Annotated in this window: 12 protein-coding genes and 1 pseudogene; 7 read left to right on the top strand and 6 right to left on the bottom strand. The window is 68.0% G+C overall.

Annotated elements, in window-relative coordinates; translation table 11 throughout:
• Positions 1-30: 30 nt before the first annotated feature.
• The 3 genes from aroB to FQY64_RS07355 are packed head-to-tail and all read right to left on the bottom strand — an operon-like array spanning position 31 to position 2533.
• Positions 31-1149, bottom strand: coding sequence for a 3-dehydroquinate synthase (gene aroB / locus FQY64_RS07365; RefSeq protein WP_146473432.1), 1119 nt, complete (start codon positions 1147-1149; stop codon positions 31-33).
• On the bottom strand, positions 1146-1688 hold the full coding sequence (locus tag FQY64_RS07360; RefSeq protein WP_146473430.1) for a shikimate kinase: 543 nt from the start codon (positions 1686-1688) through the stop codon (positions 1146-1148). The genes aroB and FQY64_RS07360 overlap by 4 nt, the downstream gene beginning before the upstream one ends.
• Complete coding sequence (locus FQY64_RS07355; RefSeq protein ID WP_146473428.1) at positions 1685-2533, bottom strand: kinase; 849 nt, start codon at positions 2531-2533, stop codon at positions 1685-1687. Before FQY64_RS07355 ends, FQY64_RS07360 begins: the two co-directional genes overlap by 4 nt.
• A 17-nt stretch (positions 2534-2550) precedes the next feature.
• On the opposite strand from FQY64_RS07355, the gene pdxH reads away from it, so the two are divergent.
• Together pdxH and FQY64_RS07345 are read left to right on the top strand one after the other, a co-directional pair.
• Positions 2551-3156 carry a pyridoxamine 5'-phosphate oxidase gene (gene pdxH / locus FQY64_RS07350; protein WP_146473426.1) on the top strand — a complete coding sequence of 202 codons (606 nt, stop codon included), beginning with the start codon at positions 2551-2553 and terminating at the stop codon, positions 3154-3156.
• Entirely contained in the window at positions 3129-3950 is an 822-nt protein-coding gene (locus tag FQY64_RS07345) for a cobalamin-binding protein (RefSeq protein WP_146473424.1), read from the top strand. Before pdxH ends, FQY64_RS07345 begins: the two co-directional genes overlap by 28 nt.
• A gap of 462 nt (positions 3951-4412) precedes the next feature.
• On the opposite strand, the gene FQY64_RS07340 is transcribed toward FQY64_RS07345, so the two are convergent.
• The 3 genes from FQY64_RS07340 to FQY64_RS07330 all read right to left on the bottom strand — a co-directional run bounded on the left by FQY64_RS07340 (position 4413) and on the right by FQY64_RS07330 (position 7162).
• The gene (locus FQY64_RS07340; RefSeq protein WP_146473422.1) at positions 4413-4907 is read right to left on the bottom strand and encodes a DUF4426 domain-containing protein; all 495 of its coding nucleotides are present in this window, start codon (positions 4905-4907) and stop codon (positions 4413-4415) included.
• 7 nt (positions 4908-4914) lie between these two features.
• A complete protein-coding gene (gene proC, locus FQY64_RS07335) occupies positions 4915-5754 on the bottom strand; it encodes a pyrroline-5-carboxylate reductase (protein ID WP_146473420.1) in 840 nt (279 codons plus the stop codon).
• 685 nt (positions 5755-6439) lie between these two features.
• Positions 6440-7162: a YggS family pyridoxal phosphate-dependent enzyme gene (locus tag FQY64_RS07330; protein WP_146473418.1), complete on the bottom strand. Its 723-nt coding sequence runs from the start codon at positions 7160-7162 to the stop codon at positions 6440-6442.
• Positions 7163-7239: 77 nt separating this feature from the next.
• Between FQY64_RS07330 and FQY64_RS07325 the strand changes: the two genes are divergently transcribed.
• The 5 genes and pseudogenes from FQY64_RS07325 to FQY64_RS07305 form a co-directional block, all read left to right on the top strand.
• Positions 7240-8277, top strand: coding sequence for a type IV pilus twitching motility protein PilT (locus FQY64_RS07325; protein WP_146473416.1), 1038 nt, complete (start codon positions 7240-7242; stop codon positions 8275-8277).
• A 152-nt stretch (positions 8278-8429) separates the two neighbouring features.
• Positions 8430-9560: a PilT/PilU family type 4a pilus ATPase gene (locus FQY64_RS07320; RefSeq protein ID WP_146473414.1), complete on the top strand. Its 1131-nt coding sequence runs from the start codon at positions 8430-8432 to the stop codon at positions 9558-9560.
• Positions 9561-9620: 60 nt separating this feature from the next.
• Positions 9621-14240, top strand: coding sequence for an RHS repeat-associated core domain-containing protein (locus FQY64_RS07315; protein WP_146473412.1), 4620 nt, complete (start codon positions 9621-9623; stop codon positions 14238-14240).
• 132 nt (positions 14241-14372) lie between these two features.
• Positions 14373-14774, top strand: coding sequence for a hypothetical protein (locus FQY64_RS07310; RefSeq protein WP_146473410.1), 402 nt, complete (start codon positions 14373-14375; stop codon positions 14772-14774).
• Positions 14775-14841: 67 nt separating this feature from the next.
• Positions 14842-15093: pseudogene (locus tag FQY64_RS07305) on the top strand (type IV secretion protein Rhs); the annotation flags it as partial.

The following is a 15093-nucleotide window of genomic DNA, read 5'->3' as shown; positions in this document are numbered from 1 at the left end:
CGCGTCCCCGGTCGCAGGCTGAAGCCGCTGCTACAGCGGGGGATGCGCGGGCAGGGTCGCTTCGCCCAGCACGGCGAGCACCGCCGCCTCCGGCACGCCGCTGGCCACGCGCGCCACGCCCATGCGATCGAGCAGCACGAACCGCAGCCCATGCGCGGCCGCCTTCTTGTCCAGCCGCATGCGGGCCAGCAGCGCCTGCGGATCGAGCCCGTGCGGCAATGCGGTCGGCAGCCCGAACCTCGCCAGCAGCTCGCGCAGCCGTCCGGCGTCGTCGGTCGCGATCATCCCCAGCCGCGCCGACAGACGCGCCGCCAGCACCATCCCGACCGCCACCGCCTCGCCGTGGTTCAGCCCGCCGCGGTAGCCCTGTTCGGCTTCGATGGCATGGCCGAAGGTATGGCCGAAGTTGAGCAGCGCGCGTTCGCCCTGTTCGAACGGGTCGCGCCCGACCACGTCCGCCTTGTAGCGCACGCTGCGCGCGATCGCTTCGGCGAGCGCGGCATCGTCGCGGGCGAGCAGCGCATCGACGTGACGGTCGAGCCAGTCCAGGAACGCGACGTCGAACGCCGCGCCGTACTTCACCACCTCGGCGAAGCCGGCGCGCAGTTCGCGTTCGGGCAGGGTGCGCAGCGTGCGGGTGTCGGCGAACACCGCCGCCGGCGGGTGGAACGCGCCGACCAGGTTCTTGCCGGCGGGCAGGTCCACCGCGGTCTTGCCGCCGACCGACGAATCCACCATCGCCAGCAGCGTGGTCGGCACCTGCACGCAGTCGATGCCGCGCATCCAGCAGGCGGCGGCGAAGCCGGCGAGATCGCCGACCACGCCGCCGCCCAGCGCGTACACCGCCGCGTCGCGGGTGGCGCCGAGCGCGGCCAGTGCGTCGAGACACTCGGCGAAGCGCGCCAGCGTCTTTTCCTGCTCGCCCGGCGGAATCACGAAGCGCGCGACCGCCAGCTCGCCGCGCGCGGCGCACAGCGAGGCCTGCAGCGTGTCCGCATACAGCGGGGCGACGTGGGCGTCGCTTGCGATCAGCACGTGGCGGCCGCGCAGCGGCGCGGCCAGATGTCCGCTGTCGCCCAGCAGGCCCGGGCCGATCAGCACGTCGTACGGGCGGTCGCCGCCCACGTGCACGGTATGCAGCGACTTCATGCCGTCACCTCGCCTCGTTGCCAGCTGCGCAGCAGCGCGTCGGTCAGCCGCGCCGCCGCGTCGGCCGCGTTCATGCGGCCGGTGTCGAAGCGCAGATCGGCGACTTCGGCGTACAGCGGCGCGCGCGCGGCGGCCAGTTCGCGCAGCACCTGTTCGCGGTCGCCGCGGGCCAGCAACGGCCGGCTGCGGTCGCGCGCCAGCCGCGCCAGTTGCTGCTCGACCTCGACGTGCAGATGGACCACGAACCCCCGTGCGCGCAGCAGCGCGCGGGTGCCCGCATCCAGCACGGCGCCGCCGCCGGTGGCGAGCACGATGCCCTCGTCGCGGACGAGGTCGGCCAGCACCGCGCGCTCGCGCGCGCGGAACCCCGCTTCGCCCTCGACCTCGAAGATGGTCGGAATGCCCACGCCCGTGCGCGCCTCCAGCTCGCGGTCGGCATCGACGAAGCGCAGCCCGAACCGCTCGGCCAGGCGGCGGCCGATGCAGCTCTTCCCTGCGCCCATCGGGCCGACCAGGATCAGGTTGCGCGCCGGATTCATGCGGGGATTGTAGGGAGACGGCGCGCCAAGGCGCCGCGCACGCGGTGCGGCGTGCGGCACGCATCCAGCGCGATCGTGCTGTCGGCGATGCCCGGCAGCGTGACGAGCGCATGACGGCTGACCCGTTCGAACAACTGGATGAACCGCAGCACCTGCGGCCGCGTCATCACGCTGCGGCCGGGATTGGCCGCCTGCAGGGTCAGTTCCTGCTGCCAGCGCCATTCGCTGACGATCTCGAATCCCGGACCCTGCAGGAAGGTCAGGCGGTCCAGCCGCTGCCACAGCGGCGGGTAGTCGCGGCCGAGCGCGTCGTTGCACCACGCGCGCCACACGCCCTGCGCATCCTCCTCGCGTTCGAGCGCGTTGACCGCATCGCGCAGCGCCTCGGGCGGCTGCGGCGGCACCTTCTGGAACCAGCCTTCGAACACCACCAGCCCGACCTCGCCCACGGTCGGCCACGTCTCGCGCGGCAGCCGCCGGTCGGCGATCTTGTCGAACCGCGGCAGCGCTGCGGAACGGCCGGCACGCAGCGCGTCGATCACCTCGCACGCCAGCGCGACATCGTGCGTGCCCGGCGGTCCGCGCGTGGCCAGCAGCGGATGCACCGCGCGCCCCAGCGCCTCGCGTTCGGGGCGGTCGAGGTAGAAGTCGTCGATCGACAGCGCCACCGCGCGCACGCCGCGGACGCGGGCCGCTTCGACCATCTGCGCGGCGAGCGTGGATTTCCCGGTGCCCTGCAACCCCGCCAGCGCGTACACGCGCGCGCCATGATCGAGCGCGTCGTCGAGCAGCGCCTCGACCAGCGGCGCGGCATAACCGGGAGCAGGGTGCGGAGCGGGCGTCATCCGCTCACAATAGCGGAATGACGACGCCTCCCGCCCTCCTTGCCGAAGCGCTGGCCACGTTCGACCGTCTGTTCGAGGAAGCGCGCCTGGCCGGCGAGCCCGATCCGACCGCGATGGCGCTCGCCACCGCCGGCCTCGACGCCCGGCCGTCGGCGCGCATGGTGCTGCTGAAGGCGCACGACGCGCGCGGATTCGTGTTCTACACCCACCTGGACGGCCGCAAGGGTCGCGAGCTGCAGGCCAATCCGCACGCCGCGCTGCTGTTCTTCTGGCCGCGCGTGCGCGCCGGCGTGCAGGTGCGCGTCGAAGGCGCGGTGGAGATCGTCGCCGACGCCGAGGCCGACGCCTACTTCGCGAGCCGTCCGCGCGGCAGCCAGCTCGGCGCCTGGGCGTCGAAGCAGTCGGAGACGCTGGAGTCGCGCGAGGCGTTCGACGCCCGCTACGCCCAGGTCGAGCGCGAGTTCGACGGGCGCGAGGTTCCGCGCCCGCCGCGCTGGACCGGCCTGCGCGTGCGCCCGGAGCGGATCGAGTTCTGGTACGGCGCCGAATTCCGCCTGCACGAGCGTCACCTGTACGAGGTCGACCGCGCCGGCGAATGGCACAAGCGGATGCTGTACCCGTGAGTGGCCCGCAACGCATCGTCTGCCTGACCGAGGAGCCGACCGAAGTCCTCTACGCGCTCGGCGAGCAGCATCGCATCGTCGGCATCAGCGGCTTCACCGTGCGCCCGCCGCGGGCGCGGCGCGAGAAGCCGAAGGTCAGCGCGTTCACCAGCGCCAGGATCGACGAGATCCTGAAGCTCGAGCCGGACTTCGTCATCGGTTTCTCCGACATCCAGGCCGACATCGCTTCGGAACTGATCCGGCGCGGCGTGGAGGTGTGGATCAGCAACCACCGCAGCGTCGAGGGCATCCTCGACTACGTGCGCCGGCTCGGCGCGCTGGTGGGCGCGGCGGAACGCGCCAACGCCTACGCCGACGAACTGCGCCGCGGGCTGGACGCGATCGCGCGCGAGGCCGCCGCGTTGCCGCGCCGGCCGCGGGTGTACTTCGAGGAATGGGACGACCCGCCGATCACCGGCATCCGCTGGGTCGCCGAACTCGTGCGCATCGCCGGCGGCGACGACGTGTTCCCCGAGCTGGCCGCCGAACCGCTGGCGAAAGCGCGCATCCTCGCCGACGCCTCGGAAGTGGTGCGGCGCGCGCCGGACATCGTCCTCGGCTCGTGGTGCGGCAAGAAGTTCCGCGCGGAGAAGGTCGCGGCGCGACCCGGCTGGTCGGCGATCCCCGCCGTGCGCGACGGCGAGCTGCACGAGATCAAGTCGCCGATCATCCTCCAGCCCGGCCCCGCCGCGCTGACCGACGGCGTGCGCGAGATCGCCCGCATCGTCCACGCCTGGGCCGCGCGCCGCGCCTGAACGCGGGCGCTGTAGGCGCGGCTTCGCCGCGACCAAAAATCCGACGCAGGCACACGATCGCGTAGGGCGGGTCTCGACCCGCCGCCCGATCCCTGCGCCCCTCCCGCACCTGTAGACCGCGTAGGGCGGGTCTCGACCCGCCGCCCGATCCCTGCCCCCTCCCGCACCTGCAGACCGCGTAGGGCGGGTCTCGACCCGCCACCCGGATTCCTGCGCCCTCCCGCACCTGCAGATCCCGTAGGGCGGGTCTCGCCCCGCCGCCCGATCCCTGCGCCCCTCCCGCACCTGCAGACCGCGTAGGGCGGGTCTCGACCCGCCGCCCGATCCCTGCGCCCCTCCCGCACCTGCAGATCCCGTAGGGCGGGTCTCGACCCGCCGCCCGGATTCCTGCGCCCTCCCGCACCTCCCGCGCCCTGCACGAGCGGTTTCTGCCGCGAACCGCCGCGATCTCCCGTACCCGCCTCAGGGAAAGAAATCGCGCGTGAACTGCAGCCGCTGCGCGGGCGCGCCCTGCGGTACCACCTCGAGATCGAACACCAGCGTCTCCGGCGCATCGACCTCGACCGTCCCGACGTAATCGAGCAACGCGTCCGCGCCGTCGCCCACGTGCAGCTCGCGCAGCGTCAGCGCACGGGAACGCCCCTGCAGGTCGGCGACGCGCGCCACGACGCGCGCCGGCACCGAGGTCTCGCCGGCGCCGCTGCCGCGCCGCGCGGAGACCAGCAGCAGCACCGTCGCGTCGGAGCGCGCGATGCCGTACCGCCGCGCGACCGTCTCCGACAGTCGCGAGGTCGGCAGCACGCTGGCGCGCACCGTGACCCCGCCCGCGCTCGCGATCGCCGGCTCGAACGTGGCGCCCTCGCGCGGCGCCTCGGGGCCGCGGCCGCACGCCGCGAGCGCGGCGAGCAGCAGGGCAAGCGCCGCCCAACGCATGCTCAGGCCATTGCGATGCGTCATGCCCACCTCAGTCGTTGGCCGCCGACAGCTCGCGTCCGCGGCGCGTCGCGGCGTCGATCGCGCGTGCGACGAGTTCGCGGAACCCCCCGGCCTCGAACGTCTCGATCGCCGCCTGCGTGGTGCCGCCGGGCGAGGTCACGCGCGCGCGCAGCACCTCCGGCGGCTCGTCCTGCCGCGTCAGCATCAACGCTGCGCCCAGGACGGTCTGCCGGGCGAGCGCCGAAGCCGCCTCCGAAGGCAGCCCCTGCGCGATGCCCGCCTCGATCATGGCCTCCGCCAGCAGGAACACATACGCCGGGCCGCTGCCGGACACCGCGGTGACCGCATCCATCAGCGCTTCGTCCTCGATCCACACCGTCGGCCCCGCCGCCTCCAGCAGCGCCTGCGCCTGCGCGCGCTGCGCCGCGCTCACGCCGGCGCCCGCGAACAGGCCGGTGATGCCGGCGCCGAGCAGCGCCGGCGTGTTCGGCATCGTGCGCACCACGGTCTGCCCGCCGCCGAGCCAGCGGTCGAGTTGCGACGCGGTGATCCCGGCCGCGATCGAAACCACCAGCGGCCGCCGCGCCTGGGCCAGCGCCGCCAGCCCCTCGCACACGCCGCGCATCACCTGCGGTTTGACCGCCAGCACCCACGTCGAGGCCTGCCCGGCGGCCGCCTGCGCGTCCGCATGCGCCTGCACGCCGAAGTCGCGATGCAGCGCCTCGCGCAGCGCCTCCACCGGCTCGGCGACGTGCACGCGCGCGGCCGGCATGCCGCGCTCGACCAGGCCGCCGATCAGGCTGCGCGCCATGTTGCCGCCGCCGATGAAGGCGACCGCGCCGGACTCGGTGATCGAGGAAACGGACATCGCACCGCTCGTGTCTGGACCGTCGCCGAGGATAGCAACCGCATACCCACGCGAGCGCGGGTGTTCCGGCGGCGCTGGCCCCGTGACGCAGTCCCAGCTCCAAGCCCCTCTCCCGCTTGCGGGGCGAGGAGGCGCGCTTGCGGCCGCAGGCGCGCACGGCTTCGCCGCACCCGGGGCGGGACAAGTCCCGCCCTACGCAAGGCTGACGTAGGTTGGGCTGAACCGAAGGCGAAGCCCAACGTGGGCCCCGCAAATGCGATGTCGGGCTTCGCTGCGCTCAGCCCAACCTACGAAACTCGCACGAACGCCGCCGCGCTGCGGCGGGCCGGACGAGGGGTTGGGGTGAGGGCGCGCGCCGCAGGCGCGCACGGCTTCGCCGCACCGCGGCGGGACAAGTCCCGCCCTACGCAAGGCTGACGTAGGTTGGGCTGAGCCGAAGGCGAAGCCCAACGTCGGCCCCGCAACGCGATGTCGGGCTTCGCTGCGCTCAGCCCAACCTCCGGAACTCGGACGAACGCCCGCCGCATTGCGGGTGGACCGGACGAGGGGTTGGGGCGAGGGCGCGCACGGCTTTGCCGCACCGCGGCGGGACAAGTCCCGCCCTACGCAAGGCTGACGTAGGTTGGGCGGAGCCGAAGGCGAAGCCCAACGTGGGCCCCGCAACGCGATGTTGGCTTGGTTGCGCTCAGCCCGCCTTCCGCACCCGCGCCCCGAACAGCGCGCTGCCCACCCGTACCATCGTCGCGCCTTCCTCGATGGCGATCTCGAAATCGTCGCTCATTCCCATCGACAGCGTGTCGATGCCGTCGAACCGGCACTGCAGGCGCTCGAACAGGCCGGCCATGCGGCGGAACGCCGCGCGTCGCGCCTCCGGTTCGGGATGCGGGAGCGGAATCGCCATCAACCCGCGCAGCCGCAGCCGCGGCTGGGCGGCCACCGCCCCGGCCAGCGCGTCGATCTCCTCCGGCCGGCAGCCGTGCTTGCTGGCCTCATCGTCCACGTTCACCTGGATGAGCACGTTCAGCGGTGCGAGCGTCTGCGGACGATGGCGCGCGAGCGCGTCCACGAGCTTGGGGCGATCCACCGTCTGCACCCAGTCGAACCGCTGCGCCGCCTCGCGCGCCTTGTTGGACTGCAGGTGGCCGATCAGATGCCATTCGGCGGGCACGTTCAGCGAAGTCAGCTCGGCCTGCTTGGCCAGCGCCTCCTGCACGTAGTTTTCGCCGAACGCCGCACGCTCGCCGCGTTCGGCCCACAGCGCGGCCACCTCCGCCATCCTCGCGGCCGGCTGCGTCTTGCTCACCGCGACCAGCCTCGGCCGTGGCCGCCCGGCTGCGGCCGAGGCCGCGTCCAATCGCCGCATCACGTCATGGAAAGAGTGTGGAAGCACGCCGGAAAAACCGTTCATCGGGGCTGGATTGACCGCAAGGTTCGAGGGCTATACTGCCCGGCAGGGGATAGCGCAGCCAGCGCAGGGGAGTACGCATGGATATCGCCGAGCTTCTGGCGTTCTCGGTCAAGAACAAGGCTTCCGACCTGCACCTGTCGGCCGGATTGCCGCCGATGATCCGCGTCGACGGCGACGTCCGCCGGATCAACATCCCGGCGCTGGACCACAAGCAGGTGCACGCGCTCGTGTACGACATCATGTCGGACAAGCAGCGCCGCGACTACGAGGAGTTCCTCGAAGTCGACTTCTCGTTCGAGATTCCGGGCCTTGCGCGCTTCCGCGTCAACGCCTTCAACCAGAACCGCGGCGCCGGCGCGGTGTTCCGCACCATTCCGTCCGAGGTGCTCTCGCTCGACGCGCTCGGCTGCCCGCCGATCTTCCGCGAGCTGATCCAGCAGCCGCAGGGCCTGATCCTGGTCACCGGCCCGACCGGCTCGGGCAAGTCGACCACGCTGGCGGCGATGATCGACCACATCAACAAGAACGAGTACGGGCACATCCTCACCGTCGAGGACCCGATCGAGTTCGTCCACACCTCGCAGAAGTGCCTCATCAACCAGCGCGAGGTGCACCGCGACACCCACGGCTTCAACGAAGCCCTGCGCTCGGCGCTGCGCGAGGACCCGGACTACATCCTGGTCGGCGAAATGCGCGACCTGGAAACCATCCGCCTGGCGCTCACCGCCGCGGAAACCGGCCACCTGGTGTTCGGCACCCTGCACACCAGCTCGGCGGCCAAGACCATCGACCGCATCATCGACGTGTTCCCGGCCGGCGAGAAGCCGATGGTGCGCTCGATGCTGTCCGAATCGCTGCGCGCGGTGATCTCGCAGGCGCTGCTGAAGAAGGTCGGCGGCGGCCGCACCGCGGCGTGGGAAATCATGGTCGGCATTCCCGCCATCCGTAACCTGATCCGCGAGGACAAGGTCGCGCAGATGTACTCGGCCATCCAGACCGGCCAGCAGTACGGCATGATGACCCTCGACCAGCACCTGCAGGACCTCGTCAAGCGCGGTCTCGTCACCCGTCACCACGCCCGCGAGTACGCCAAGGACAAGCGGTTGTTCGACTGAGCCCTGCATCGGCAATCGGGAATCGGCAATCGCTTCAAAGCAGGAGAACTAGGCATCGGGGGCTGCGGATCGGAACATCGCGCAAGGCAGGTTCGCTCTTGACGACTCCCGATTCCCGATACCCGATTCCCGGACTCCACAGGAGTCAACCCATGAGCACCATCGATTTCACCTCCTTCCTCAAGCTGATGGCGCACGAGAAGGCGTCCGACCTGTTCATCACGGCCGGCGTGCCGCCGTCGATGAAGGTGCACGGCAAGCTGGTGCCGATCACGCAGACGCCGCTCACGCCGCAGCAGAGCCGCGACCTGGTGCTCAACGTGATGACGCCGGGCCAGCGCGAGGAGTTCGAGAAGACGCACGAGTGCAACTTCGCCATCGGCGTGGCGAACGTCGGCCGCTTCCGCGTGAGCTGCTTCTACCAGCGCAACCAGGTCGGCATGGTGCTGCGGCGGATCGAGACCAAGATCCCGACGATCGAGGAGCTGAACCTGCCGCCGATCATCAAGACGCTGGCGATGACCAAGCGCGGCATCATCATCTTCGTCGGCGCCACCGGTACCGGCAAGTCGACCTCGCTGGCGGCGATGATCGGCTACCGCAACAAGAACTCCAGCGGCCACATCATCACGATCGAGGACCCGATCGAGTTCGTGCACAAGCACGAAGGCTGCATCGTCACCCAACGCGAGGTCGGCATCGACACCGACAGTTGGGAGAACGCGCTCAAGAACACCCTGCGCCAGGCGCCCGACGTCATCATGATCGGCGAGGTGCGCACGCGCGAAGGCATGGACTACGCGATCGCCTTCGCCGAAACCGGCCACCTGGTGCTGTGCACCCTGCACGCCAACAACGCCAACCAGGCGCTCGACCGCATCATCAACTTCTTCCCCGAGGACCGCCGCCAGCAACTGCTGATGGACCTCTCGCTCAACCTCAAGGGCATCGTCGCCCAGCAGCTGATCCCGACCGTGGACGGCAAGGGCCGCCGCGTGGCGATGGAGATCCTGCTCGGCACCCCGCTGGTGCAGGACTACATCCGCGACGGCGAGATCCACAAGATCAAGGAAGTGATGAAGGAGTCGACCAACCTCGGCATGAAGACCTTCGACCAGAGCCTGTTCGAGCTGTACCAGGCCGGCGAGATCAGCTACGAGGACGCCCTGCGCTACGCCGACTCGCAGAACGAGGTGCGCCTGCGCATCAAGCTCGCCCAGGGCGGCGACGCCCGCACCCTGTCGGCCGGCCTCGACGGTGTCGAGGTGGCGGAGATTCGATAAACGGTCCCGCCACGCTCGCCAACCAGGCTCGATCACTCAAGACTTAGCAAGGATGCTCTTATGAAGAACTGTTGCCGCGCACTTCTGGCGCTTGTCCTCATCTTGGTTGTTCCGGCTTGGGCGCAGAACGCTCCTCAAGCCTGGACAACAAACGTTGTAGCCGGCTCGCACTCATCCAAGCAGGCCGCACTGGCCGCCGTCCATGCGCTGGGGCGCCCGTATTCACTGGCAACCGAGGTCGAGCGGGTAGTTCCCGAGCGAGGCCACACGACCTATGTTCTTGGCGCGCGGCCGACTTCACCGGATGTCGGCTCGTGGACCTACAACCTGGAAGGTAGTAGCGCGGAGGGTGCCTCGCCGACCGAGGAGGGCGCAATAGCGGCCAAATTGGCGATCTACAACGCTCGCTACCCGACCTGCAATTTCGTCTCGATCACGCCTACGACTGAGTGGGCGTACTCCAGCAAGTGGTATGACGGAACTCACACGGCCGAGACGCGTCTTTACAACATGCGGGCCGAGCCTTCTGAGGGTAGCTGCTCCCCGAACTGGAAGGTCCAAGGGTGGCGGCGGCGGCCGGTCGCCTGCCCGGTCGACCTCGCATGGAGCAGTACCGAGAAGGCATGCGTTCGGCACGACATCGCGCGCCTGCGCGTGAACCATACCCTTTGCGACCCGTGCGACTACAAGGGCAATCCAATCGGGGTCGCAACAGGCGACAAGAAGCAGGTCGAGCGGGACGTCACCCTTCCATGGATTGCGTTCGAGCGGACATACCACAGCGTCGCCCCGGTGGTGCAGAGCGGCTTAGGTGCCCACTGGACTCATAACTTCAACTTCAGGCTGTTCTTCGGACGGTCTGATTACTCCGTGCAGTTGGCAGACGGTAGCCTGCTTCCCTTTCGCTCGGTGGCGGGTGGCTACGAGTCGATCGACGGCGCGAACAGTCGTTTCGTCCTCAAGGACAACAAGTACGTTCTGTACCACAACGGGGACGTGATTGTTTTCAGCGGAGGGCGCGCGGAGCAAATAGAGAGGAGAGACGGGACACGCCTTGCGCTTATCTACGACCAATTCGATCGTCTCTCCAGAATCGACCATTCAGGTGGGCGCTCGCTTGAGTTCGCCTATGAAGGGCCCTCTCCATCGGAACGGTCGAGGATAAAGAGACTGTCGTCCGGCGGCGCGATCTTGGCCGAGTACATGTACGACGAGCATGGCCGCTTGACGGCCGTGATCTTCCCTGATGGAACTTCTCGACAGTATCGGTACGACAACACCAGCTTTTTCGATCATCTGACTGCCATCGAGGGCGAGGGCGGCAACGGTTCGACGGAATACGTCTACGACTCGAACGGTTCTGCGGTCAGTACCCGCCGGGGAGGGCTGCTCGTCGGACACGTCGATCGATACCCGGATGGCAGAGCTGGATTCACTGATTCGAATGGGATGACGACCCTGTTCGAGTACACCGGGGGCCAGGAATATCGGAAACCGGTTGCTTCGACTGATGCCTCCGGGACCCAGACATACGAGTACGCGCCTGCCAGTAGCGACTTCAGGCGGCGGCTGATTCGAACGGTCGACAGGCGGGGCACAGAAACGCGCTACCAATACTCCGAGCATGCGGTGGATGGCGTGTCCCTTCGGGTCAAGACCACGGTCGAAGCGTTCGGCACGGCATCTCAGCGTGTCGTCGAGGAAGCTCGCGAACTTCAGACCAACCGGCTGGTCCGCCGCAGGAATGGCGGCGGCTCCGAGCTCCGCTACACCTACAACACAGCCGGACAAGTGCTCGAGAGCGCGCATGTCGATCTGGCAAGCGACACGGCTCGGTCGGTGCGCTATGCGTACTGCGACCAAGCCGGAGTCGATGCCGGCACCTGCCCCTTGGTGGGCCTGCTGACATCCATCGACGGCCCGTGCACCGACGTCAGCGACGTCACCACCTACACCTACTACCCCAGCGACCACCCCGACTGCGCCAGCGCGCCTACCACCTGCCCGTACCGCAAGGGCGACCTGTGGAAAGTCACAAATGCGCTCGGCCACGTCACCGAGACGCTGCGCTACGACGGCGCCGGCCGCGTGCTATCGGTCAAGGACGCCAATGGTGTCGTCACCAACTTCGAGTACCACCCGCGCGGCTGGCTCACCGCCCGCAAGGTGCGTGGCGCGAACGACGCTTCCGAGGCGGACGATGCCATTACCCGCATCGAGTACTGGCCCACAGGTCTGGTGCAGAAGGTCACCCAGCCCGACGGCAGCTTCACCGCCTACGCCTACGATGCCGCGCACCGGCTGACCGACATCAGCGACAACCTCGGCAACAAGATCCACTACACGCTGGACAACGCCGGCAACCGCATCAAGGAAGAAACCCTCGACGCCGACGGCCAACTGCTGCGCACGCTGTCGCGCGTCTACAACCAGCTCGGCCAATTGCAGACGGCCAAGGACGCTTACGAGCGTCCGACCGGCTTCACCTATGACGCCAACGGCAATCTCGATAAGGCCACCGACGCCAAGGGGGTGGTGACCGACAACGACTACGACCCGCTCAACCGTCTCGTACGCACGTTGCAGGACGTGGCCGGCATCAAGGCGGAGACCAAATTCGAGTACGACGCGCTCGACAATCTCACCAGGGTCATCGACCCGAAGGGCCTGGTCACCACGTACACCTACAACGGGCTGGGCGACCTTACCCAGCTCGCCAGCCCCGACACCGGCACCACCACCTACACCTACGACGGCGCTGGCAACCGCAAGACGCAGACCGATGCGCGCGGCGTGACGTCGACGTACCACTACGATGCGCTCAACCGCCTGACCGCTATCACCTACGCCGACAGCACTCACGACGTGACGTACCACTACGACACGCCGTCCAGCGCCTGCGACGGAGACGAGCGCTTCCACGCGGGGCGCCTGGCTCGCATGGTCGATGCGAGCGGCAGCACCGCCTACTGCTACGACAGCTTCGGCAACCTGACGCGCAAGGTGCAGACCACCAACGGCAGGGCATTCACCACCCGCTACGGCCACGACCTGGCCGGCAAGCCGCTGTGGATGATCTACCCCAGTGGCCTGCGTGTGGACTACGTGTACAACGTCAACGGCCAGGCCTCGGGCATCGCCGTCACCCGACCGGGCGCAGCGCGGGAGGTGCTGCTCTCGAGCGTCACCTACTACCCGTTCGGACCGGTCTCCGAGTTGCGCTACGGCGACGGCCGCGCTCTGCGCCGCACCCTCGACCGCAACTACCAGCCGGGCATCGTGCAGGATGTCGGGCCGGACGGGCTGTCGCTCGGCTTCGAGTTCGACGAAGTCGGCAACCTGGCCGTGCTGCGCACCGGCGACCAGACCGAGCCGCCGCTGCGCCGCTTCGGCTACGACGCGCTGGGCCGGGTGACGGAGAGCAAGGACGGCGCGACCGACGCGCTGCTGCACGCCTACGGCTACGACGCCACCGGCAACCGCACCTCGAAGATGGCGGGCGGCGCGGCGACGGCTTACACATACCCTGCCACCAGCCACCGTCTCAGCCGGGTGGGCAGCATCAACCGCTGGTACGACGCCACCGGCAACACGACGTCCATCGGCGGCACCGCGCGCGAGTTCGTGTACGACGCCACCAACCGCCTGAGCCAAACCAAGGCCAATGGCGTGGCGACGATGAACTACCGCTACAACGGCAAGGGCGAGCGTGTCCGTCGCTGGGTGGGCACCACCCACACCTACAGCGTCTACGACGAAGCCGGCCGCTGGCTGGGCGACTACGACACCAACGGCGCCCGCGTGCAGGAGGTGATCTGGCTGGACGATCTGCCCGTCGGCCTGATCGTCAAGGACGAGACCGCCGCCAACGACCGGCTGTACTACATCGAACCCGACCACCTCGGCAGCCCGCGGGTGGTCATCGACCCGATCCGCGAAAAGGCCGTCTGGACCTGGCCCCTGACCGGCGAAGCGTTCGGCGCGGATCAACCCAACCCGGACCCCGACGCCGACGGCATCGCCTTCGTGTTCGACATGCGCTTCCCGGGCCAGCGCTACGACAGTGCGAGCGGGCTGAACTACAACTACTTCCGTGACTACGAGCCGGCTACCGGGCGTTATGTGCAGAGTGATCCGATTGGATTAGAGGGAGGGCCCTCCACATACGGATACGTTGGGGGCACTCCGCTGCAATGGATTGATCGTCACGGTTTAGTCCGATGGACCGGCAAGGTTCTTCCGGGCACGATCGGCGCCTTGGGAGCAGTTGGTCTGTTCGTGTTCGATCTTGAATCGCAGTGTGTAAAAGGACGCCGCGCACGAGTTCTTGTGAAAGCCGAGTCAGGCGGTGTTGGTGCGGGCTTTAAGTGGATGCCGCTCGCAAATGCCACGTCTGGCGCCATGACATTAGAGGACTACTTGCCCGACATATACCCAGAGAATTTCAACGGCTTGTTTGGCACCTACGGGGCAGGTATAAGTATTGGCCCGTGGGGATATGGGTGCAATGCCTTCCAATTGGGAAGCCACTGGACTCCCGCCGTTAGCAGGCTCCTCGATTGCGGGGCTGGAGGGGCAGGGCTAGATGTGAGTGCCAGTCTCTTGATCGGTAAGTCGCAACTCGTGAAGGTTATCTGGTCGACGTGTAACGAGTGTGAGCCTGTTAAAACACCTCTTTAGGCCCAAATGATGAGCTGTTCGATTGCAAGAGCTGCTAGTTTGTGCGGAGCACTTCTAGGGGCTGCTATGGCTGCCTCGTGTGATGGTCACACTTCTCCAGATGGGCATGAATACCCTGGTCACAATAACGTTGTGCTTCTTTCTTCGTCTGCCACAATTACATCGAATCCTATCACCTTAACTGTAAGGCAACCTGTTCCTGTTCAGGGTGATGACAGGATTTGCTTAGTATTGCTTGATAATGTTGAGTACGATAATCGGAAGCGCGTAGACGAGTTGTATGAGCAGGCTCTCGGTGGGGCTATTTTGAGGGCGGCAGTCTATGGCAAGGATGGCCGGGTAATCGAGTTTGATCAAAACAATCAGGGTTGGACAAAGCAAGGTCTTGTGGCGTCGGGCGAAGAGCTATCGGTGTGTCTCTCTTGCGCCCGGGGGACGCTGCCTGCGTCGTTCAGCGCGGTAAGGATTGCTATTTCTTCCGACAAGCCAGTTCGAGTGATTGGCGTTTATTGGATGTCGATGGCAGAGATGTGATGAAATCAGCGTAGCCCGGGTAAGGCCGAAGGCCGCACCCGGGTTTTTCATGGAGGCGGGAAGGCGGATGAGGACGTCGAGGATTGACCACCGGCCGCTCGGCTTCGAGTTCGACGAAGTCGGCAACCTGGCCGTGCTGCGTACCGGCGACCAGACCGAACCGCCGCTGCGCCGCTTCGGCTACGACGCGCTGGGCCGGCTGACGGAGAGCAAGGACGGCGCGACCGACGCGCTGCTGCACGCCTACGGCTACGACGCCACCGGCAACCGCACCTCGAAGATGGCGGGCGGCGCGGCGACGGCTTACACATACCCTGCC

Origin of the sequence: Vulcaniibacterium thermophilum (assembly GCF_007923255.1) — a bacterium.
Taxonomy (GTDB): domain Bacteria; phylum Pseudomonadota; class Gammaproteobacteria; order Xanthomonadales; family Xanthomonadaceae; genus Lysobacter_F; species Lysobacter_F thermophilum.
This window is presented reverse-complemented; position numbering and strand designations above follow the sequence as displayed.

Excerpts from the sequence above, each read along its gene's own strand:
- aroB (WP_146473432.1), bottom strand. The coding sequence starts at position 1,149 with ATGAAGTCGCTGCATACCGTGCACGTGGGCGGCGACCGCCCGTACGAC.
- FQY64_RS07360 (WP_146473430.1), bottom strand. The coding sequence starts at position 1,688 with ATGAATCCGGCGCGCAACCTGATCCTGGTCGGCCCGATGGGCGCAGGG.
- FQY64_RS07355 (WP_146473428.1), bottom strand. The coding sequence starts at position 2,533 with ATGACGCCCGCTCCGCACCCTGCTCCCGGTTATGCCGCGCCGCTGGTC.
- pdxH (WP_146473426.1), top strand. The coding sequence starts at position 2,551 with ATGACGACGCCTCCCGCCCTCCTTGCCGAAGCGCTGGCCACGTTCGAC.
- FQY64_RS07345 (WP_146473424.1), top strand. The coding sequence starts at position 3,129 with ATGGCACAAGCGGATGCTGTACCCGTGAGTGGCCCGCAACGCATCGTC.
- FQY64_RS07340 (WP_146473422.1), bottom strand. The coding sequence starts at position 4,907 with ATGACGCATCGCAATGGCCTGAGCATGCGTTGGGCGGCGCTTGCCCTG.
- proC (WP_146473420.1), bottom strand. The coding sequence starts at position 5,754 with ATGTCCGTTTCCTCGATCACCGAGTCCGGCGCGGTCGCCTTCATCGGC.
- FQY64_RS07330 (WP_146473418.1), bottom strand. The coding sequence starts at position 7,162 with ATGAACGGTTTTTCCGGCGTGCTTCCACACTCTTTCCATGACGTGATG.
- FQY64_RS07325 (WP_146473416.1), top strand. The coding sequence starts at position 7,240 with ATGGATATCGCCGAGCTTCTGGCGTTCTCGGTCAAGAACAAGGCTTCC.
- FQY64_RS07320 (WP_146473414.1), top strand. The coding sequence starts at position 8,430 with ATGAGCACCATCGATTTCACCTCCTTCCTCAAGCTGATGGCGCACGAG.
- FQY64_RS07315 (WP_146473412.1), top strand. The coding sequence starts at position 9,621 with ATGAAGAACTGTTGCCGCGCACTTCTGGCGCTTGTCCTCATCTTGGTT.